Source organism: Paenibacillus sp. FW507-14B1B (assembly GCF_058781425.1).
Genome location: NZ_JBYSWS010000002.1, coordinates 1,463,927 through 1,485,197, shown reverse-complemented (window position 1 = coordinate 1,485,197; position 21,271 = coordinate 1,463,927). Strand labels below are relative to the sequence as shown.

23 protein-coding genes and 1 riboswitch are annotated in these 21,271 nt (G+C 42.6%); of the genes, 15 read left to right on the top strand and 8 right to left on the bottom strand.

Annotated elements, in window-relative coordinates; translation table 11 throughout:
- Positions 1-57: 57 nt before the first annotated feature.
- From AC3WJJ_RS15540 to AC3WJJ_RS15525, 4 genes are all read left to right on the top strand, one after another.
- Positions 58-2,124: a peptidoglycan D,D-transpeptidase FtsI family protein gene (locus AC3WJJ_RS15540; protein WP_492541937.1), complete on the top strand. Its 2,067-nt coding sequence runs from the start codon at positions 58-60 to the stop codon at positions 2,122-2,124.
- 161 nt (positions 2,125-2,285) lie between these two features.
- Positions 2,286-3,032 (top strand): Cof-type HAD-IIB family hydrolase, encoded by a 747-nt coding sequence (locus AC3WJJ_RS15535; protein WP_492541935.1) that lies wholly within the window; start codon positions 2,286-2,288, stop codon positions 3,030-3,032.
- An 8-nt stretch (positions 3,033-3,040) separates the two neighbouring features.
- Positions 3,041-3,520, top strand: coding sequence for a DUF456 domain-containing protein (locus AC3WJJ_RS15530; protein WP_492541933.1), 480 nt, complete (start codon positions 3,041-3,043; stop codon positions 3,518-3,520).
- Between the two features lie 51 nt (positions 3,521-3,571).
- Positions 3,572-5,197 (top strand): putative polysaccharide biosynthesis protein, encoded by a 1,626-nt coding sequence (locus tag AC3WJJ_RS15525; protein WP_492541931.1) that lies wholly within the window; start codon positions 3,572-3,574, stop codon positions 5,195-5,197.
- 155 nt (positions 5,198-5,352) lie between these two features.
- On the opposite strand, the gene AC3WJJ_RS15520 is transcribed toward AC3WJJ_RS15525, so the two are convergent.
- Positions 5,353-6,714, bottom strand: coding sequence for a DUF2515 family protein (locus tag AC3WJJ_RS15520; protein WP_492541929.1), 1,362 nt, complete (start codon positions 6,712-6,714; stop codon positions 5,353-5,355).
- Between the two features lie 120 nt (positions 6,715-6,834).
- Here AC3WJJ_RS15520 and AC3WJJ_RS15515 point away from each other — a divergent pair, with 120 nt between their 5' ends.
- From AC3WJJ_RS15515 to AC3WJJ_RS15485, 7 genes are all read left to right on the top strand, one after another.
- Positions 6,835-7,179 carry a thioredoxin family protein gene (locus AC3WJJ_RS15515; protein WP_422658261.1) on the top strand — a complete coding sequence of 115 codons (345 nt, stop codon included), beginning with the start codon at positions 6,835-6,837 and terminating at the stop codon, positions 7,177-7,179.
- A 180-nt stretch (positions 7,180-7,359) separates the two neighbouring features.
- Complete coding sequence (locus AC3WJJ_RS15510) at positions 7,360-8,343, top strand: COX15/CtaA family protein (protein ID WP_492541926.1); 984 nt, start codon at positions 7,360-7,362, stop codon at positions 8,341-8,343.
- Between the two features lie 144 nt (positions 8,344-8,487).
- Positions 8,488-9,207 carry a Cthe_2314 family HEPN domain-containing protein gene (locus AC3WJJ_RS15505; protein ID WP_492541924.1) on the top strand — a complete coding sequence of 240 codons (720 nt, stop codon included), beginning with the start codon at positions 8,488-8,490 and terminating at the stop codon, positions 9,205-9,207.
- Positions 9,208-9,325: 118 nt separating this feature from the next.
- A riboswitch (SAM riboswitch) is annotated at positions 9,326-9,473 on the top strand.
- 102 nt (positions 9,474-9,575) lie between these two features.
- A complete protein-coding gene (locus AC3WJJ_RS15500; protein WP_492541922.1) occupies positions 9,576-10,592 on the top strand; it encodes a methionine ABC transporter ATP-binding protein in 1,017 nt (338 codons plus the stop codon).
- A complete protein-coding gene (locus AC3WJJ_RS15495; protein WP_492541920.1) occupies positions 10,592-11,260 on the top strand; it encodes a methionine ABC transporter permease in 669 nt (222 codons plus the stop codon). Before AC3WJJ_RS15500 ends, AC3WJJ_RS15495 begins: the two co-directional genes overlap by 1 nt.
- A 53-nt stretch (positions 11,261-11,313) precedes the next feature.
- Positions 11,314-12,126: a MetQ/NlpA family ABC transporter substrate-binding protein gene (locus AC3WJJ_RS15490; protein WP_492542075.1), complete on the top strand. Its 813-nt coding sequence runs from the start codon at positions 11,314-11,316 to the stop codon at positions 12,124-12,126.
- Positions 12,127-12,270: 144 nt separating this feature from the next.
- On the top strand, positions 12,271-13,044 hold the full coding sequence (locus tag AC3WJJ_RS15485) for an SDR family oxidoreductase (RefSeq protein WP_492541918.1): 774 nt from the start codon (positions 12,271-12,273) through the stop codon (positions 13,042-13,044).
- Between the two features lie 88 nt (positions 13,045-13,132).
- On the opposite strand, the gene AC3WJJ_RS15480 is transcribed toward AC3WJJ_RS15485, so the two are convergent.
- Entirely contained in the window at positions 13,133-13,378 is a 246-nt protein-coding gene (locus AC3WJJ_RS15480; RefSeq protein ID WP_208917847.1) for a NifU family protein, read from the bottom strand.
- 81 nt (positions 13,379-13,459) lie between these two features.
- Between AC3WJJ_RS15480 and AC3WJJ_RS15475 the strand changes: the two genes are divergently transcribed.
- Positions 13,460-13,690, top strand: coding sequence for a YuzB family protein (locus tag AC3WJJ_RS15475; RefSeq protein ID WP_492541916.1), 231 nt, complete (start codon positions 13,460-13,462; stop codon positions 13,688-13,690).
- Between the two features lie 8 nt (positions 13,691-13,698).
- On the opposite strand, the gene AC3WJJ_RS15470 is transcribed toward AC3WJJ_RS15475, so the two are convergent.
- Both AC3WJJ_RS15470 and mqnE read right to left on the bottom strand, forming a co-directional pair.
- The gene (locus tag AC3WJJ_RS15470; protein WP_492541915.1) at positions 13,699-14,757 is read right to left on the bottom strand and encodes an NAD(P)/FAD-dependent oxidoreductase; all 1,059 of its coding nucleotides are present in this window, start codon (positions 14,755-14,757) and stop codon (positions 13,699-13,701) included.
- An 84-nt stretch (positions 14,758-14,841) separates the two neighbouring features.
- Complete coding sequence (mqnE, locus tag AC3WJJ_RS15465; RefSeq protein ID WP_422658253.1) at positions 14,842-15,948, bottom strand: aminofutalosine synthase MqnE; 1,107 nt, start codon at positions 15,946-15,948, stop codon at positions 14,842-14,844.
- A 369-nt stretch (positions 15,949-16,317) separates the two neighbouring features.
- Between mqnE and AC3WJJ_RS15460 the strand changes: the two genes are divergently transcribed.
- Positions 16,318-16,677, top strand: coding sequence for a HesB/IscA family protein (locus tag AC3WJJ_RS15460; RefSeq protein WP_492541912.1), 360 nt, complete (start codon positions 16,318-16,320; stop codon positions 16,675-16,677).
- Between the two features lie 287 nt (positions 16,678-16,964).
- On the opposite strand, the gene AC3WJJ_RS15455 is transcribed toward AC3WJJ_RS15460, so the two are convergent.
- The 3 genes from AC3WJJ_RS15455 to AC3WJJ_RS15445 form a co-directional block, all read right to left on the bottom strand.
- A complete protein-coding gene (locus AC3WJJ_RS15455) occupies positions 16,965-17,681 on the bottom strand; it encodes a hypothetical protein (RefSeq protein WP_492541910.1) in 717 nt (238 codons plus the stop codon).
- 215 nt (positions 17,682-17,896) lie between these two features.
- A complete protein-coding gene (locus AC3WJJ_RS15450; protein WP_492541908.1) occupies positions 17,897-18,223 on the bottom strand; it encodes a hypothetical protein in 327 nt (108 codons plus the stop codon).
- 122 nt (positions 18,224-18,345) lie between these two features.
- Positions 18,346-18,552 (bottom strand): hypothetical protein, encoded by a 207-nt coding sequence (locus AC3WJJ_RS15445; protein WP_492541907.1) that lies wholly within the window; start codon positions 18,550-18,552, stop codon positions 18,346-18,348.
- Positions 18,553-18,781: 229 nt separating this feature from the next.
- On the opposite strand from AC3WJJ_RS15445, the gene AC3WJJ_RS15440 reads away from it, so the two are divergent.
- Both AC3WJJ_RS15440 and AC3WJJ_RS15435 read left to right on the top strand, forming a co-directional pair.
- Positions 18,782-19,444 carry a YheC/YheD family protein gene (locus AC3WJJ_RS15440; protein ID WP_492541905.1) on the top strand — a complete coding sequence of 221 codons (663 nt, stop codon included), beginning with the start codon at positions 18,782-18,784 and terminating at the stop codon, positions 19,442-19,444.
- Between the two features lie 294 nt (positions 19,445-19,738).
- Positions 19,739-19,882, top strand: a complete 144-nt coding sequence (locus AC3WJJ_RS15435; RefSeq protein WP_152669237.1) for a sporulation histidine kinase inhibitor Sda — start codon at positions 19,739-19,741, stop codon at positions 19,880-19,882.
- A 158-nt stretch (positions 19,883-20,040) separates the two neighbouring features.
- On the opposite strand, the gene AC3WJJ_RS15430 is transcribed toward AC3WJJ_RS15435, so the two are convergent.
- On the bottom strand, positions 20,041-21,042 hold the full coding sequence (locus AC3WJJ_RS15430) for an NAD(P)/FAD-dependent oxidoreductase (protein ID WP_422658247.1): 1,002 nt from the start codon (positions 21,040-21,042) through the stop codon (positions 20,041-20,043).
- Positions 21,043-21,271: the final 229 nt, after the last annotated feature.

Below are 21,271 nucleotides of genomic sequence, written 5' to 3'. Positions count from 1 at the left end.
ATATGGTTTATGTTAAGATGATCTTATGTGAAAGTGAACAAAGGGGAGAAGTTTAAGGTGAAGGGTTTCAAATCGGACAAACGAAAGCAGGATGAAGGAGATGCCGGAAAACAATTTAATCTGAGGATTAATTTGTTCTTTTTCAGTACGTTTATTATATTTTGCATCATTATTGTCCGACTTGCGATTTTGCAATTCGTGGAGGGTCCTGAGCTGACGGAGCAAGAAACCGGTGGTCGAACTAAAAACTTTCCACTCCAGCCGATCCGAGGAAGTATTATTGATGCATCGGGAACACCGATTGCTTACTCTAAGCCTTCGAATGCACTATATGTTACATTGCTGAAGAATTATAATAGTCAGACAGATAAAGGAAAAGAAAATCGTCCTGAAATCGAAGCCTTTGCAGAGAAGATGTTCAAGGTGTTTGAAGAACATGGTTCGGCTGATGCAGAGAAGATGACGGTGGAGGACATTCTGGATAAATTAGATCTCGATTCGAAGAAACAGGGTGGATATGAGCCACGCCGAATCAAAGGAGATCTTACGGATAAGGAAGTTGCGTATTTCATTGAGAATAAAGATGAATTTCCTGGCGTAGAAATCGTTGAGGAAAATGTGAGATTCTATGATAAGGATACCGTGGCGGTACAAACCATAGGGTATTTGAAAGAATTTAAAGGTGTTAAATCTTTAGAAAAGTATAAGGAAATTGATGAAGCGAACAAGGACCAGAAGGACCCCGGACTGAAATATACGGAAACCGAATGGGTTGGGTTCGATGGACTAGAAATGATGTTCCAAGATGAACTTCGTGGCAAGAATGGTTATATGAGTATTCCAATCAATCCGCAAAATATGATTGATGGTGTGCCAACAATGGTTCCGCCTGAGAAAGGCAACAATGTATACACAACTATTCACAAAGACATTCAACTGAAAACGGAACAGGCCATTGTAGACCAGTTAGATTGGTTACATAAGGTTCCTTTCTCCGGTCAAACCCACCGAAATGCACAGACAGGGTACGCGGTTGCTATGGAAGTAGAAACCGGTAATATTGTAGCCATGGCGAGTATCCCTGATTATGACCCCAATGTGTGGAAAGATAAAACAGATAATTGGGATAAAGTAACTCCTTTCATGGGGAATGGTACAATTAGTCCATTTAGCTCCGGTCGCTCGGCTAACAATCTGGAGTCCGTATTGCTCCTTGGTTCCACGGTTAAGCCATTAAGTGTGTTGATCGGACTAAACGAAGGATTCTTCGGTGTAAATACTTATTACTACGACAAAGGATATGCAGAATTCGGTGGAGACAAGTCGAGAGTCCGGAACTCACAGTCCAAAGCTTTCGGATCTATTGATCCCGCGTTAGCACTTCAAAATTCCTCGAATGCCTTTATGATTGACATGGTTGGGAAGCAGCTGTTCAATAAATATGGTATCAAAGGCATAGAGATCTGGGATAAGTATATGAAGGAGTTCGGACTAGGCGAGTCAACAGAGATCGGGCTTCGAGGTGAGTTTAAAGGTACTATCGAGTATACAAATATCGAGCAGGCAGGTAGTCCACTTGCTGCATTGGTATATGCTTCATTTGGTCAGTCCGGTAAATACTCCACGATGCAATTAGCACAGTACGTTACAACCCTTGCTAATCGAGGAGCTCGTCTTAAACCTCAGTTAGTGAGTGAAATTAAAGATCAAGATGGCAATGTTGTTAAGAAATTTGGGCGTGAAGTTCTGAATGAAGTTAATTTCAAAGATGAGTATTGGGATGAAGTAATTAAAGGTATGAATACACAAGTTGCTGCCTTTGCAGATTTCCCATATGATATTGCTCGTAAGACAGGTACATCTCAGCAGGAAGTTTATAGCAACGGGACTAGAACCTTAACGGATAACGGGGTGTTCATTGGGTTTGCTCCAAGGGAAAACCCGAAACTTGCAGTAGCCGTTATCATCCCAGAAGGTGGATTCGGTGCTTATAGTGCTGCACCTGTGGCTCGTAAAATTTTTGATGCTTATGATGAAGTATACGGCTTAGATGGCACACCACATCCGAAGAATGTTAAGACTGAGGATGGGAGCACGGAAGATGCTGAGGCCGGAAACAATTAATAGTCCGGGGTATTACAAAAAGGCAGGCCTGGGGTAATATAACCCCGGCCTGTTTTGTTTGAAATAGGTTAGCTCATGGCTTGCGAGTGTACGGTGAAATTGTTTGTGGTAAAATGGCGTTATGTTTAAACATGAGAGCAGATATGAAGGGGGACTAGACCATGAATCATAAGTATAAGCTGCTGGCATTGGATATGGACGGAACACTGCTTCAGGATGACAACGAGGTATCTCCGGAAACGGTGAAATGGATTAAAGAGGCGGTTCGACAAGGAGTTCATGTGTGCTTGTCTACAGGGCGTGCTTTTAAGAATGCATATCCTTATGCACAACAACTAGAGCTCACAACCCCGATGATTACAGTAAATGGAAGTGAAGTGTGGCGTGCACCTTATGATTTGTATCGTCGTGCTTTACTTGATGTAGAGCTTGTTCGGAAGATGCATGATTTGGCAGAAGAAACAGGCTCATGGTTCTGGGCTTATACGGTGGATAAGTTATATAATCGGGAGACTTGGAGTGGAGACATTGAGAATCAAGAATGGTTGAAATTCGGTTATCATAATGATGATGACGATGTGCGCCATCATATTCTTATGAAACTTCAAGAGATGGATGGTCTGGAGATCACCAACTCTTCTCCTTATAATTTTGAGATTAATCCGAAGGGGATCAACAAGGCCGAAGGCATTAGACAGGTATGTGAACTCCTTGGACTTGATATATCACAGGCGGTTGCGGTAGGAGATAGTTTGAATGATTTAGCGGCTATTCAGCAGGCCGGCTTGGGTGTTGCTATGGGGAACGCACAACAGACCGTCAAAGATGAGGCGGACGTAGTCGTGGCTAGTAACAATGATGATGGCATTGTTGAAGTAATTCGTGATTATATTTTATGCGGGGAGTGATACAATAAGTGGATGTACTAGGTTGGATTATTGTTATAGCCCTATTTGTGGTCGGTATGGCCGGGGCTATTTATCCGATACTACCTGGCGTGGTGGCCATTTATCTGGCGTTGTTCGTCTACGGGTGGTTCTTTACGTTTGAGCATTATAATGCACTCTTTTGGATTATACAGACATTAATCTTGATTGTTCTGTTTATCGCCGATTATGCGGTTAATGCATGGGGAGTTAAGAAACTTGGTGGCTCAAAAGCATCCATCTGGGGAAGTACCATTGGTTTAATCATTGGTCCGTTCGTTATTCCGGCATTTGGTTTAATTATTGGACCATTCATTGGAGCCTTTATCGGCGAGTTATTGGCTGGCTCTAACCCTGGCAAGTCTGTGAAAGTAGGATTAGGGTCCGTGCTTGGACTCTTTAGCAGTATTGTCGTTAAAATTGTATTGCAGCTTGCTATGATTATCATTTTCTTGATTTGGATTTTTTAGGGCATATGACTGCAATAGTTGTTGCCTATCGGAAGAAAGAAGGGTACTTACTTGTCAAAGAAAGAGACTTTCCTCAGAGGTACAATCATATTGGCCGCTGCTGCATTAGTGGCCAGAGTATTGGGTCTTGCCCAGCGGATCCCGCTGGAACACTTACTCGATAACGTAGGGGATGCATCCTTTACAATTGCAAACAATGTGTATTTAATGTTATTGGCTTTGGCCACGGCTGGCATACCAAGCACACTGAGTAAAATGGTATCTGAACGATATGCGCTAAACAGACCGTCTGAAGCGAAACGGATCTATCAGGCAGCGCTGTTCTTCTCGGCTGGTGCCGGAATTGTGATGACACTGATGCTGTATTTTATTGCACCGTACTATGCAACATATGTAGCAGAGGTACCAGAATCAGCCGCAGCTATTCAGGCACTTGCACCCGCTCTTTTATTATTCCCAACCATCGCAATGATGCGTGGCTATTTTCAAGGTAGAAATTTCATGACGGCCGGTGGTATATCACAGATAGTTGAGCAGATCGCTAGAGTGATTACTGGTATTGGTCTAGCTTATATTCTCGTTCGGATGGGCTATGATGATACGTGGGTAGCCGCAGGGGCTTCCTTCGGTGGAGTACTTGGAAGTGTTGCCGCCTTTGGTGTGATGATCTTCTTCGCGATGAAGCTTCGTCGCCAAGATCATAAACTTCAATTGCCTGGTCCAGATACATCCATCCCGCTTGGTGGAATATATAAAGCGATATTCACGTTATCCATTCCGATTGTATTATCATCACTTGCTGTCCCGGCAATCAATTTCATTGATGGATCTATCGTCAAGCCGCTATTGACTGGTGAAATCGGAGCAGAGGAAGCAACAGCTGCTCTTGCCGTATTGGGTACACGTGCGCAAAGCATAGCAGGTATTCCTCCAATCCTTGCCATAGCGCTCAGTCAATCCTTGATCCCGATTATTTCTGCAGCTTACGCTAGAAAAGATCAGGACCATCTGCAGCGCCAGGTTACGCTTGCACTTAAAATTTCTATTTTAACAGGAATGCCTATCGTTCTGGCTCTAGTTGCTGCTTCTTATTCCGTTAACGGACTGCTGTTCAGTTCCCTTAACGGTAGTAGCATTATCGCGATGCTGACTTTCGGAACGATATTCCAAATCACGATGATGACATCTGGCTCGATCCTCCTTGGGATGGGGAAAGCGAAGGTATCCATGATTCACGTTATGATTGGTATTATCATTAAGATTGTTGCAAGTATCATTCTTGCCCCGTTATTTGGGATTTATGGGATCATTGGTGCAACGGCTATCTGTTTCCTTGTCATAACAGTGCTCAACTTGCGTGCCATTAAAGCGATCGTTCCATTCTCGATTTTGGGAAGTCGCTGGACAGGCTTTTTGATTACGGTTCTGGTTGCAGTTGGAGCTGGCTTTGGAGTGAACCAGCTAGGTAACCAGATGGTTGATGTTATGCCTGCACGCATTGCATTCTTCATCACTTGTCTATTGGTTGGGGCTGTTGTTGTAGTCATCTATCTGGTTATGCTGATCATGCTAGGTGTACTGCGTCAATCCGAGCTATCAAGTTACCCTCGACTACTGCAAAAATTATTCCGTCCATTAATGCGCCTTCAGCCAGCACGGCTTCGTGAACGCGGCTAGAGGTACTAACTTAATGACTTGTACCCCAATGAGGGGTATAGTAGAACAGAGCTGTCCCGCAAGATCCTCCAATCTTAAGGGACAGCTCTGTTTCTGTTAGACAAGAATATAGTTAAGCGGACAACCCATATAAGCAAGTACATTCTCCGCTTTGGTTATGATTTACTTAAGTGACCGTTTATATCATGGACAAACGCGGTTCTTTCAAGCGCTGCTCGGTGAGCATGAGTCATGTCCACAAGGAAAGGTCGGATGGGCTTACTAATATGCCGCAACATGGTTGGTTCCTGAAACCAATCGAAGCGAGGAATCGGTTCATATTCGGTATCATGCCACACATCTTCCAGCAAGGGACTATATAATTGATGTTGAGCGGACAACCATTCCGATTGCAGCAGCTCTTTGCTTTCCTCAAGTGAGTTCATAGTCTTATCGGGATAGGGTGTGAATAAGGCTGGCCAATATTCGGAACGTGAACCCAAGTGAGTCGTACTGCGTGCAAATTGAAGAACACCTTCATAAATATTTTCATAACCAAACAGCATGGCATAAAGTGACTTGCCTACCTTTATTCGAGATGACGGATTGCCAAAATGATTCAGGGTCAATCCAGCTAAAGGCCGGAGAGCCATGATGGATTCCCGATCAACATTAGGTTTACAGTGAGCTTCACCTAGGGGAAATATAATCTGGTTTAAGCGTGCCAATTCATGTAATCGAAATGAGGAATTGTTTAAAACATGTTTACGAAAAAAAGGATGCTGTACGACTCGGCCCTCTATATAATTTTGCTCATTGATGATTAGGGCAACGGTCAGTAAGCTGCTGTTTCGATCAATCCAGAATCGCTCCCAAAACGGAGCCATAAATGCAGATACGTGAAAATAAGGAAGCAGATGAAAACAGCTGCGTTCCATTTGTTTACTGTATTTATACAGCAGTAGCTGTGGATAGGCATCCTGAAAGATCAGAGCATTACAGCGTTCTAGAAACCGATACAAGTAATTCTTAAACATGCTGTCCGTTAAGTCTGTCATAAGTCCACTTTTAATATCAGACATATTCCAGCCGCCATTTCTTGAAACCATGTGAGCCAGCAGTGCCCAGTGAATCTCAGGGAAATCGTCATAAAGCTCGAGATAAGCACGTGTCCGAGTGATGTTGCTTCGATTGTCTTTTGCCACAGCTTCCTGAATGTGCTGAACAAGCTGAACATCAGATGCTGTCAAGTGATCTAAGGGTGAATGATCTGCTGATTCTTTGCGTTCAGGGTCTAACTTCATCGTTTGACCGGCACGTTCTCGTAAGCAGCCTTCGGCTGTTTTATCCAGTAGGCAAGATATACTTCTAGCAGCACCTTCATTCCATTGCAAATCCTTCCGAGCCTGTCTTAGCTCACTGGATGCAGTCCACGAAGCTGTGAAGCCATGTATTGCTTCAGCGGCTGCTCGAGGCACGGAAAGTAGCAATGACCAGATGGAGCTGTGCTTGTTCTTGAAACCTTCGGAATGGCTCATGAGGCACCTTCTTTCCCATATGTCAGTGAACCTATTGTCAGTATGGCTTTAAAATTTGACTTCCACTCAACATTTTGCTTCACTTAAAGTGAACAAATTCAGACGGAAGGGGAGATTCCCTTGGAAAAGATTACATCAGAAGCTGAATTTCAGGTATCGATTCAGTCCCCAAGATTGACGATAGCTGTATTTAAAGCAGATTGGTGCGTGGATTGCAGATTTATCGATCCATTTATGCCTGAAGTGGAAACGAAATATTCTGACCGGTTAACACTGGTAGAAGTCGATGTAGAGCAAGTGGGTGATGTAAGCCAGGAGCAGAACATTATGGGCATTCCAAGCTTTGTAGCTTATACGGATGGCCGTGAATTGGTTCGTTTTGTAAATAAGCTTCGTAAGTCACGGGAAGAGATTGAAGCATTCCTAGATCGCGCCCTTGAGGTATATGATTCGATACACAAGTAAATACATCACACCGCTGAACTGTATTATGAGTCGGCGGTGTTTTGTTTTTGAACATTTTGTCATATTCATCTATGATCCGAAGGTACTTATCAGGTATAATACATATTGGAGTGTATAAAAATTTGGAAAAAATGCATGTCAAGGTTTCATATATTCTGAATATGGCAGCAGGTGAAAATCATGAATAATAAACAATTAAAATGGCTTAGCTACTTTACGTGTCTTGTCATGTTCTTCGCAACATTTGGTGGGATGGTCGTGACGAAGACAGATTCAGGCATGGGTTGTGGACAGGAGTGGCCGCTATGTAATGGGAAATTTGTTCCGGCTTACACTTTATCATCGATGATAGAATACTCTCACCGGGCAGTGAGTGGGTTGGCAGGTTTATCAGCTCTTGCCTCATTAATTGCTTTTTTTATGTTCAAAAGAGAGCGACGTGACATTGTTACTTACGCGGTTTTGACCGCGATATTTGTCATTCTACAGGCTATTATGGGAGCTATGGCTGTTATGGTGCCGCAATCGGCAGCTGTCATGGCACTTCATTTCGGATTCTCTCTCATTGCGTTTGCGAGTTCAGTTATGTTGGCATTAGCGATGCGTAGAATTGAACAAGCTAAAGATCAAAGGCAGCTTGAACAGCTTCCTAGGGTAAGTAAATCGTTTCGCAATCTGGTATGGGGAACAACGATATATTCTTATATCGTCGTATACATAGGGGCATTTGTGAGTCATACAGATTCGCGAGAAGGCTGCTCAGGCTGGCCGTTATGTAATGGTGAGATTATCCCCGAACTTTCAGGCGGAGTAGGTATTGCCTTTATGCATAGGGTTGCGGCAGCAATTCTGTTACTGGTGGTAGCGGTGATGGGGCACTTTGCCTTTTGGCGAAACCGGAATAATCGTGAAATTCAAATGCTGGGTGTATCAGCAGTCATTCTTTGTTTAATGCAAGTACTAAGTGGTCCGCTCTTGATGGCAACACTACACAATGAAGAATTGTATATTTTTGCAGCTTTGGGCCATACATTACTCATATCCGGATTGTTCGGTGTTTTATGTTATTTAAGCGTAAGAGCATGGCAGCTAAGCAGACCCTTAGCGGAAGGAACCCTTCTTGATCAGTCCACTTCGTCAAACGCGCACAAAAGAAGTATATAGATGCATTCATCAACAAAATCCCAGGACAATTGTTCGGGGTTTTTGTTGTATATAGGAATGAATATAGGCTAGTTAAGGACATTTTAAAGATAGGAATGAGATCGGTCCCGATAAGCCAGAACTTAACTTTTAGGGGGGAACGCCATGCTTCGAATATTACTTGGGGAACCACCCCGCATAAATGAAGGATTACTTAAAGATGCAGTGGAGACCATGGTAAAGACAACGCAGTTGCTGCAAAAGGAAATTGAGAAGAGCCAAGACCCGACACATGACTTCCGCAAGCTGGAGATCTGGACTCGTGGTCTCATTGGATCATTGGATGAATTGGAGCAGAGTTGGTTTGCTGCAAGTCACTTCCGTAAATCCGTAATAGCGGGATATGTTGATGACATGTCTCCACTGGAACAAGGCGACTATGCACGATATGTATATTTTTATAAGGATGGGTTCATTCGGGTATTCTCCATACTTGATAAGCTTGGAACCGTACTGAATGAGATATATAATCTGAATACTGCAAAGTATAAAGCTCATTTTTCCTACTTTACAGTAGTTCGTCAATTTAGATATACCAAAACACATGAAGATTTAGCGAGTAAACTGGAAGCGATTAATGACCATTATGATCCGGCTATCGATGCACTGCGTAAACGAAGAAATGCAGAGATTCATTATATGAATTCCGAGATGCAAGATGATCTGTGGCAGCGGCACCAAGGGCTCCATGACAAAATAGAGCTAGAGGATCTGGATCAGCATTTGGATGATTTGAAGCAAGGACTTGATATGGTATGCAAGACATTGTCAGCTTCTTATCGCTATACTAATGATCTATGGGCGGATAAAGGTGTAAGTTCTTGAGGCTTTAAGCCTATAAATTCCTTTTGACAAACATGCAAAAAGAATCTATACTAACAATTGCATTCTTGAAATTGAAATGTTATTGAAAGCTAATTAATTATAATTTCATATCGATGTTTTCTTATCGAGAGAGGCGGAGGGACAGGCCCGATGAAGCCCGGCAACCGATTCCTAGTGTACAGTCAATCGTGACTGAAGCGCTTGGAATGACATGGTGCTAATTCCTTCAAAACTGCGGATAATCATGCAGTTTTGACAGATGAGAAAAGGCATTCGTCTTTACGTAAAGAGGGCCCTTTTTGATTCTGCAAAGAGAGGGCTCTTTTATTTTTGTATTATTCGATAAATTGTATGAGGAGGAACTGGGATTGATCGAACTTAAATCTTTGACGAAGCAGTATGGAAAAGCCGGAACGTTAACAACTGCATTGTCAGAATTGAATCTGTCGATTGAAAAAGGTGAAATATTCGGCGTTATCGGACACTCCGGAGCAGGTAAAAGTACATTGATCCGTTGTATCAACTTGCTCGAACGCCCAACCTCCGGTGAGGTCTGGGTTAATGGAGTTAATTTAACGTCGCTTAACAATAAGCAACTTCAAGCGGAACGCCGAAAGATCAGCATGATTTTTCAACATTTTAACTTGCTATCTTCTGCAACGGTATTTGAGAATATCGCATTTCCACTTCGCTTAATTAAGACACCGAAGGCTGAGGTTGAACGCAAAGTAAACGAGCTTCTAGAACTTGTTGGACTGGAGGCACATCGTAACAAATACCCTTCGCAGTTGTCTGGTGGACAGAAACAACGGGTTGGTATTGCAAGGGCGCTTGCGAGCGATCCAGAAGTGTTGCTCTGTGATGAAGCGACCTCTGCACTAGATCCACAGACAACCGATTCCATTCTTAGATTGCTTCTCGACATCAATCAGCGCTTCAATCTAACGATTGTGCTCATTACTCACGAAATGCATGTCATCCAGACAATCTGTGACCGTGTTGCGGTTATTCATCAAGGTGGAATAGTGGAGGAAGGTCCCGTTACTAAAGTATTCTTAAAACCTCAACATGAAGTAACACAGGAATTTGTTCGTAAGGAAACAGATAGTGGGGATGCGTTAAGATTGGCTATTCATGCTCCTCATGCTGAATCATCCCGTGCGGCTAAGATTACATTTCTCGGTTCCAAAACGTATGAATCAACGCTTTCTCAAACCGTTCGTGAAACCGGAGTTGCGTTCGCAATCTTACAAGGTACCATTTCAACGATTAAACACACACCGTACGGTCAGTTGATTGTTCGATTTGAAGGCGATATGCAAGCGATTGACCTAACCATTCAGAAATTGCTCGAACAGGGACTTGATGTGGAGGTGATGGATTGATGTTTGGTCTTAATTTTTCTGAAGTGAACTGGGATGAGATTGTTACCGCGATACTGGACACACTTAAAATGCTGGCATCATCCGCCTTGTTTACATTCCTAATTGGACTCCCAATTGGTGTGTTGTTATACATGGCAGCCCGATCCTCATCAAGATGGGTTCGTGTTGGATATGGGGTTCTGTCATTTGTGGTAAATATCCTTCGTTCCGTACCGTTTATCATTCTGATTGTAGCTATGATTCCGATTACGAATTCGATTGTGGGTGTGTCTTATGGCGTGCTTGGGACGATTCCTCCCCTCGTGGTTGGTGCAGCTCCGTTCTTTGCAAGATTAGTTGAAACATCACTCAATGAGGTGGACAAGGGTGTGATTGAGGCAGCTCATTCGATGGGATCATCTACAGGCCAGGTGATATGGCGAGTACTTCTTCCTGAAGCAAGACCAGGTCTACTCGCTGCTATGACAATCACAATTGTTACCCTTGTTTCCTATACCGCAATGTCAGGTATGGTAGGTGGAGGCGGACTTGGTGATTTAGCCATTAAGTATGGGTATTACCGCTATGAAACTGAAGTGATGATTGTGGCTGTCGTCTTGATGATTGTGCTGGTTCAACTGTTACAGATGGCAGGAGATCGAATGGTACGACATTTTACAAGGAAGTAACGAAAAATACGTTTGATATAAATCAATTCAAGACTCGAAGGGAGCGTCATATGATGAAAAAATGGGCATTAGCAGTTCTGAGTTTGTCATTGGTAGCCGTGTTAGGAGCTTGTGGAGAAAAGCCTGCAACAGAATCAAGCGATGGAAGTGTGACTTTACGTGTAGGTGCTTCACCTGAGCCCCATTCTCAAATGTTGGAGCATATCAAGCCGGCACTTGAAAAAGAAGGGGTAAAGCTTGAAATTGTGGAGTTTACAGATTATGTGCTTCCGAATCAGCAGGTAGCTCAGAAGCAGCTAGACGCTAACTTTTTTCAACACAAGCCATACTTGGATAGTGAAATAGAGAAGCGGGGAATGGATCTGGAGTCGGTTGTGGCTGTTCATGTTGAGCCTCTCGGTGCATACTCTAAGAAAATCAAATCGGTGGATGAGCTGCAAGACGGTGCTGTAGTTGCTATACCGAATGATCCATCAAACGCAGGACGTGCGCTTGCTTTGATGGCGCAGAATGGTCTAATTAAATTGCAGGATGAGAGTAAACTGGAGGCTACCGTTAAAGATATTACGGAAAATCCAAAGAACCTTAATATTAAAGAGGTGGAAGCTGCAATGCTGCCTCGTATGCTGGATGAGATGGACATGGCAATCATCAATACGAACTATGCGCTTGAAGCTGGCCTTGATCCAACAAAGGATGCTATTTTCATCGAAAATAAAGATAATCCTTATGCCAATCTCCTTGTAGCACGTCCAGATAATAAAGATTCTGAAGCCATTCAGAAGTTAGCTAAAGCCTTAACCTCAGATGACGTGAAGAAGTTTATTGAAGAAGAATATAAAGGTGCGGTAATTCCAGCATTTTAATGGAGTTATGCACTCGCCCTTGGACGTTTAGTCCAAGGGTTTTTTCGTAGTTCATTATTGAAAAATACGGATTTGGTCAAGTTGTGAGGGGAGGTTAAATCTTTTATACTGAAGGAAGATGTATATGTACGGGGAGGGAAGGCTTTGGAGGGGAAAGTGGCGTTGATTACAGGAAGTGCAACAGGACTTGGTAAAATGACTGCCTTGACGCTGGCTGCTCAGGGATGTGATATCGCATTAAATTATGTAAACAGTAAGGATGAAGCGAATACGCTTAAGGAAGAGATTGAAAGAATGGGTGTTCGAGTGATTGCAGTTAAGGCAGATATTGCTGAGGAAAAAGAGCTGTACAGTCTTGTGAAGCAGACAGAAGAGCAGCTTGGCCCTGTGGATATTCTAGTTAATAATGCTGGACCATTTATTCGGGAGCGACGTTTATTCTCACAGTATGATCCCAATGAAATTGTACACCTGATTAATGGCAACCTAACCGGAGTTATGTTACTTGACCACCTCGTTCTTCCCTCCATGCGAGAGAAAAAATGGGGAAGAATCATCCACTTTGGTTTCGGTCATGCGGGTGAAGCAAGGTCATGGCCCCATCGATCGGTATACGCTGCTGCTAAGGTGGGACTTGTCTCGTTTACCAAGACATTAGCTGTAGAAGAAGCTCCGTTTGGCATCACGGTAAACATGGTATGTCCTGGAGACATTCGCGGAGCGAATAAGGAAAAGACGATTGATGAGGTATCCGGAATAACGGATGATCTTACCCCCCGCGGAAGATCGGGGAGTGGTGAGGACATCGCGAGGGTTATTGAGTATTTATGTATGGAGAAGTCGGATTTTATAACAGGCAACATTATGGATATATCCGGAGGTTTAGATCCTATTCGTCCACGAATTATTCCTGAATAGGTCTATAATTCCCCTTATATTGCAGAAACTCCGCCTTCCCTTCACGAAAGAAGGGAGGGCGGAGTTATTTCTACATTGTATATGGTTTTTAGAACACTTGTACTACTTCTTGAATGCCTTCTACCTCTTCAACCAGGGCACGTTCAATCCCGGCTTTCAAAGTAATGGTGGAGCTTGGGCAGCTGCCGCAGGCACCTACCAATTTCAGCTTTACGATGCCGTCTTCAACGTCGACCAACTCCACGTCACCGCCGTCGCGCTGCAGGAACGGACGAAGCTTATCGAGCACTTCAGCCACTTCATCATAAGTGGTGCTTTGTGCGTTTTCGCTCATCTTGTTCAACTCCTTTCCTCCCTATATTATAGTACATAAACCGGTAAATTAAAATGCCAATCTAAAGGTAGGTACTTCATTATGCGACCCATTATTGAATTCTGTGCAGGTAACGCTCATTTTGGTACAGATAAAGCTCTAAAGCCACTTGAGGAGGCTTACGAAATCGTCGAGTATGGCTGCCTCACCAATTGCGGACAATGCTACTTAGCACCTTTTGCCTTGGTAAACGATGAAATCGTGGAAGCAGCAACTGCAGAAGAATTGTATATTGCAATTCTTCAGAAAATTAAGGAAATAAAAGAAGAATAATTTACGGATCAAAAATGGCGTTTGGACTTCCACAGTACCCCGCTCTTGAGGAGTCTTGGAACACGGCCCATTACAGAGGTATTTCCCATCAAACCAAAGCCTGCATGTTTTCCAAGCGAACCGAGTGTGCCCTTTAATTTCAGGGGATGTACTCTCGGGGTATCATCTCTCCATAGCGCTTTCAATACATGACCAATCTGTTCGGCTTGGGCACCTGCTGCTTGGGCACTAGGCACAAACGGGAGGCTGGCACAGTCTCCGATGACATATACTTCCGGATAGGAAGGCACTTGATAAAATTCATTCAATAAAATTCGTCCACTGCGGTCTTTCGGCAGATCCATCTGCTGGACTACAGAAACAGGTTGTATCCCTGCTGTCCAGACGGTTATATCGGTTGGGATGGGCTGATCCATGTTGTAGACCACATCTTGTTCTACTCTCGACACAGAAACCCCACTTAAAATTTCTACATTATGTTCCTCGAACCAGCGCTGAATGTATGAAGATAAGCGATTCGGGAATGAGGAGAGAACACGAGCTCCTCGGTCAAGAATCGCGATATTGAGATCTGGCCGACTTTCTCTTAAGTCCGATGCAAGCTCGATGCCGCTTAATCCACCACCAACGATATGGACTTGACCATATGGTTTGAGGTTATTTAATCGTAAGTAGGTTTCTCTTGCTCCAGAAAAGGATTGAAGACTGCAGGTGAATTCTTCTGCACCTGGGACTCCGTGATAGCGGTCTGTACAGCCCAGTGCGATAGCCAGTTGATCATATTCAATGGGATCATCATTGAGTAAATGCACCTGTCTTGACTCTAAGTCAATCGAAGTAACTTCTCCGTAATGGATACTGAGCTTATCGTACTGCGGGAATTTTACCCGAAGGGCTGTATCTGCAACAGTGCCTGCAGCTAGAGCATAGTATTCCGTTTTTAGACCTTGATAAGGCATACGATCGACAAGTACGACTTCCAGGTCAGGAGGAAGATAACTGCTGAATAATTCTTGAATTAAGGCAAGACCACCATAGCCTCCGCCGAGTATGACGAGTTTTTTCATATAAGTGTCTTCCTTTCTAGAGAGATCGGAAAGCAGAGCTTTATATCATCCCATTAACCTTTTTTCCGTAATTTGGAACCCTAGTTATTCATATACCTTAATTTCGTTATAGAATGTATCACGTTCAACCGGAATTCTTCCAGCGCCTTGAATAAGCCAGATTAGCTCTTTGCGAGTTAAGCCTTCTGGTGTTAATGCACCTGCGGCATGACTAATACGTTCTTTAAGAATCGTACCGTGAACATCAGATGCCCCGAAGCTAAGTGCCACTTGGGTTAATTGAGCGCCAATATTAATGAAATAAGCTTTCACATGGTCGATGTTATCCAGCATGAGTCGGCTAATCGCAATGGTCTTCAAGTCCTCGTAAGCTGAGTTACGACGCATGATGCCAGCGTTCTTGTTCTTCGGCTGCATGGAGAGCGGAATAAAAACCATAAATCCATTCGTCTCGTCTTGCAGATCACGAATTTGAAGCATATGACGGATACGGTCTTCATGAGTCTCGATGGAACCATAGAGCATTGTGGTATGTGTCTTCATGCCAAGCTTATGCGCGGTACGATGCACTTCAAGATACTCATCCACATTCGCTTTATCGACCTTCATCTTTTGACGATAATGATCTGACAAGATTTCTGCGCCGCCACCAGTCAAGGACTTGAGGCCGGCTTTTTGTAACTCTTGAAGGACTTCTTTAATACTAAGACCACTGATGCGAGTGAAAAAATCGATTTCAGCAGCTGTATAAGCTTTTAAAGTTACCTCTGGGAAACGCTCATTCAGGGCTTTGAGTGAATCTACATAGTACTGGAAAGGAACATGCTGATTATGACCACCAACAATGTGGAATTCTCGAATACCTGGATGGAAATGCTCTTCTACATATTCGATCATCTCTGGTCCAGAGAGGGTATAGGAACCTTCCTCGCCCTGATCTTTACGGAAATTACAGAAAGCACAGCGGGATTCACATACGTTCGTGAAATATAAACTCATATTTTCAATAAAATAGACCTTTTTCCCATTTTTTCGTAGGTTTGCTGCATTCGCAAGCTGTCCTAGGGTTAGAAGGTCATCGGTTTGGTATAAGTAGACACCGTCTTCAAGATCTAAACGGATCCCGTTTTGGACTTTCTCTACAATCTCGGCCATTCTTTTATCCATTAGTGGATTTAAGTGGGTGTTCATAAATTTTCCTCCTCTTTATGCATGTGGTACCTGCATGATACAAGATGCATAAAATTATCAGTCCTGGTGAATGATTCGCTAACAGATCGCTACGATATTTGAAGCAATCCATTATAATGAAAGGATTTTGTGAAATGTATACAACTATGAACCCGAACACATCAAAAAGGCAGCTTAGGCTGCCGGATGTGACAGAAATCGAACACTTGAGCACGATCCTTCCCTATTATAAACCTCACATAACGGTCGGGCAATACAAACAGGAGGAAAAGGGAATACTGTAAATATAGCATGACTTTGGATGCAAGCCGCTTGAGGGATAGAACGATGTGGAGTATACTGAAAAGTGAACGAAAAGGAGGGTGACCTATGATTTCAATTAGCGATACTGCAGCAGAGCGCTTGAAAGAAATGCTTGCTGAACAGGAAACACCGAATATGTTCCTACGTTTGGGCGTCACTTCCGGTGGATGCAGCGGATTTTCCTATGCCATGGGCTTTGATGACGACGAGACGGAAAATGATGTATATATGAATGTTGCCGACATGAAGATCGTTGTCGACAAGGATAGCATGAAATATTTGAATGGTCTTGAGATCGATTTCGAGGAATCCGGCATGACCGGTGGTTTCACCATCCATAACCCGAATGCTACCGTAACTTGCGGCTGCGGAAGCTCCTTCCGGACGAAGACCGATGCGGGCAATCCGAGCGCGGAGCCTTGTTAATAGAGGAGTTTTGGCGTTAATGGTTTCGGATGTGACGAAAGGAAACCTTGCGGAAGCATAGGTGCCATGATTGCAGATTGAATCGATAAAAACACAGTCCTCAATCGCGATTAGGAATAATAACAACCCAAAATTAACGTTTTGGGATTGTGAATAACGACCTTTATGACGGTAAATAACCGTTATGGAGGTCGTTTTTTATGTCTTTAGAACAGCACACGAAGCGCATTAGTATAGATAGGAGCTATCTACGCTTGAGGAGTTTTTATATTTTGGAAAAGTGTAACTTATTTCAGACTATTTAAATCTACATCAGTATCAACTGGATCCGGAAGATAATTATCTATATCATATTTTGGTTCAGGAAGGTATTCATTAATTTTAATAATCTCGGGGATGACGTCATCTAGATTTATAGCAACATTATGGTCAGTGGATTTTTTATCCTTAATTTGTTTTGTTTCAAGTAGATTCGTAAGATAGAGAGAAGGGTTAAATTTTACGATCCCCTCTTCCACGGGTACTACAATTTCATCAGTGCCTACCAATGTGTAAGGTTCTTCTGGTAAGCCATATTTATCGTAAGTAGCCAAGAAGAATAAATATGTTTTTCCTTCTTCTAATATAGGTTCGTAAGTTGCATATTCTTTTCCATCGTACACCCCACCTGCTTGTTTCATTGTAAACATGTCCTGAGGACCCTGAGTAATATTTCCCAAAATTATATTATCTACTTTAATGTCTAGGTTGGTGTATACAGCATAAATTGGATCAGACTTATCTGCGTTCATATTCATATTCCTTTTAGTCGCCGGATGTACTTTATCTACCGTTCCTATAACAACAAGATCCGAGTAACTTACTGCTTCTTCTAAATTTTGTATGCGGCGTACATCGGATACTGAAGAAATATCACTTGCTTCATGTACATTTTCTTGCTCTGAACATGCTGATAGTGTAATAATCCCTAAAAAAACACTTAATATCATAAAAATTTTTCTCATGGATTGTCCCTCCATTCTCCTTATTATTTATTTATAAACGTATGTGTTTACCCCTTTAATGTCGTCTGGTTGAGGCGAGAGGATGCTGAAGGAATCACTTTCGAAAAGGGCCCTAAGGGGTTGCTTATCTTTAAAGACCAAAAATGGATTAAAGACCTCTATAAATAATCGCCCGATGCGATTGTTTCTATAGAGGTCTTTTTCTTTTAATTACATTAAAGTCCCAATTGTCTTGCAACATAAGCCGCAACCGCTTTATCCTGGAAGTCTTTCCATGTCGTAATTTTAGAGTGTTCTGCCAGATAAGCATTAAGGTCGTTATTTATAAATTGCTCGAACTCTTCTTGGCTATTGCCTTGATACCCCGCACCTTTTAACAATTCCTCAAATGATGATGCAGATGTGTACATTTGTACGAATGAATCTGGGAACAGTTCATCTGTATGAACTTCTTGCTTCATATCAGAGAGCTTCTCTGCCTTTTCTTGAATATGCTTGAGCTTATTCTCAAGTTGATCCAATTCACCGAATTCAATGTTCATCATGATCGCCTCCATATACGCATCTAATTATATTTATAGATCATACCAAAAATAGGAATTATTTTATACTAAAGAACCCTATTCTACATAGAATAGGGTTCTTTAGTCTCTTATAACGAAGATCAAGCGTAGAAGAATTGTTTATTGAGCATAAACACAATCATACCTGCGGCGATAAGTGAAAAAGCGATACAGCCTGCACCCAGGCCTCTTCGTTTGTCTTTAATAAACTTGAAACCGATAACAAAAATTAATAACGTTATGGCTACAAGAGAGATGGACATGCCGACCATAGCAATCCAGTACAACACCTCAAACAGAGCTGCCAAGGTTAAATCCTCCTTTTTCACACATGAATTCAATCATATCGACGGTTTAAATATCTGCTTTTTACTATACGATAGATTGATAGCTTTGGAAAGGGATAACCTTCGTGAAACAGGCGTTTAACGGAATGTTGGAAGGAATAGGCGGTTTAACACGGACAATCATCCAAGAATGCATCCATGATCTAGAGTAGTATAACGTATGTCTAGATTAAAAGGAGGCGTAGGCAGCATGGCGGGAAGACAGTTGGCGAGTAAGTGGCTAAAAACGGAAGCGCTGCTGACCGATCCTCAGATTATCCCGTACATTCCAGAGACGATAGCATACGATAAGGATAATCTGATGTCGATGCTCTCACAATACGATATGGTTGTCATTAAACCAGTTGTGGGAACAGGTGGGAACGGTGTTATACGTATTCAAAACCACGATGAAGGCTATAACGTCAGCCATAAGGGACGTACGAGGTTTGTCAATTCATTCCCTCAACTCGTTCGGGTGTTATCCGGTTTAAGGATGAAGCGAAGATACTTGATCCAGCAGGGGATTCATTTAGCTCGGATAAACGGCCGTCCTTTGGATTATCGTGTGAAAGTGGTTAAAGTAAAGCGTTCTTGGGAGTTTAGAGCTATGGTTGCTCGACTTGCTAGACCAGGTCTATTCGTCACGAATCTTTGTAAAGGAGGTACGCTGCTTCGTTGCAGACCTGCAATTAGAAGATCATTACCTCACATTAATTCTTTTCAAAAGCGGAATGAAATGAGGCAGTTAACTCGAAACTGTATCGCTGTATTAGAAAAGCGGTTTCCCGGCATTGGTGAACTCGGTTTTGATTATGGATTAGACAATACAGGTACCATATGGATTCTGGAAGTCAATACTCGGCCTAGTTAAAATAATCCAAAAATATCCATTGTAAAGGTTTATATTAAATAAAAGCAGGGTAATTAAAAAATAGTAGCAATCTTCCGATAAATATATTAAATATTTTTTTTAGGTTTATATTAAACCAATTCCTGTGTATAACATTTATCCCCACAATCCACCTTGATGTAGCTTAGTTTCCAACACTTACCAACAAATTATACACAGGATCTCCACAATAAGCTGTGGATAAGCGAACAGTTGTTCCGTTTTATGATGTTTGATATGATAGATTTAGGAAAAAGAGGAAAGGGTGTGAGGGTGATGGCTATGTTGACGGACGAGATGTTATTAGATTCCTATCATATGGCTGTTGAACTAAAACTAGAACGGGAGTTTATTACTTTACTGTTGGCCGAAATTCATAAACGGAACTTAGACACCGATTCCATCAGCATCCTGCACTAGTATTTACATGTATAGATAAAAGAAATACTGATACGTCGACATCTCATCAAGTCGCACATCTACATATAAATGTCGTACACTAATAGAAAAGGTATCTCGTATCCACTAATGAATTTAGTTGTGGATAGAAGATACCTTTTTTGTTGCGCTTTAATTCATTATATTTTCATATTGCTACTGTGTCCTGGAGCAAGACGTGCTTCAGGGTCAAAGTAAACCTTGGCATTGTTGATCGCGGTAGGTGCTTCACCAAACCCGACAGCAATGAGTTTCACTTTACCCGGGTAAGTCGTGATATCGCCCGCTGCGAAAATACCTGGGATGCTTGTTTCCATTCTGGAATCAACGACAATCGAGTTATTCTCAATGGCAATTCCCCATTCGGAAATCGGACCAAGAGAAGAGACAAACCCGAAATTGACGATAACATCATCCACTTCAATCTCCTGAGTTTCTTTGGTTTTGATATGGGAGAGTGTGACTTTAGTGATGTGTGTATCGCCATGAAGCTCACCGATCTCCGTTGGTGTGACGATGTTCACTTTAGAAGCAAGCAGTCTTTCCACACTGTGCTCATGGGCACGGAACTTATCACGGCGGTGAACGAGCGTCACTTGCTCAGCGATTGGTTCAAGCATAAGAGCCCAGTCTACAGCGGAATCTCCGCCGCCGCTGATGAGTACTTTTTTGCCTTGGAAACGGCTAAGATCGCTTACAAAGTAGTGAAGATTAGTCTCTTCAAACTTATCAGCCTTATCGACTTCAAGACGGCGTGGTTCGAACGCACCAACACCTGCTGTAATGATAATCGCCTTGGCGTGGTGCACATCTTTATCCGTTTTTACGACAAAATGCCGTTCATCAAGCTTCTCGACAGATTGGACTTTTTCCTCAAGCCGAATATCCGTGTCGAATAACTCCATCTGCTTGGAGAGGTTGTTCACAAGCTCTTGAGCGGTAACCTTGGGGAAGCCAGCTACGTCGTAAATATATTTTTCTGGATAAAGAGCAGCCAGTTGACCTCCGAGTTGGGGCATACTCTCAATGAGTTTGACCGAAGCTTGACGCATGCCGCCGTAAAAAGCAGCAAACATACCGGCAGGGCCGCCACCGATAATAAGCAGGTCAGTCATAGGTTGTTCTTGTGATGTTGTTGTCATGGGGGGAGCACCTCCGTAATGTATTGATTCAACTGATTTCATTTCCTTACTATTATAAGCTTCTGGAACCAGCAAAGAAAGTCGTGATTTCCATCAAAATACCTAGGATAAACATGTTTGCGCTTTCTTATTTGTACGGCTCATAATACGAAAGAACTTAACTTTTTTTAGGCCAAAATTAATCCTTGATCTTTAATCTGTTTATGCATATGATTAACGTGATAACCTG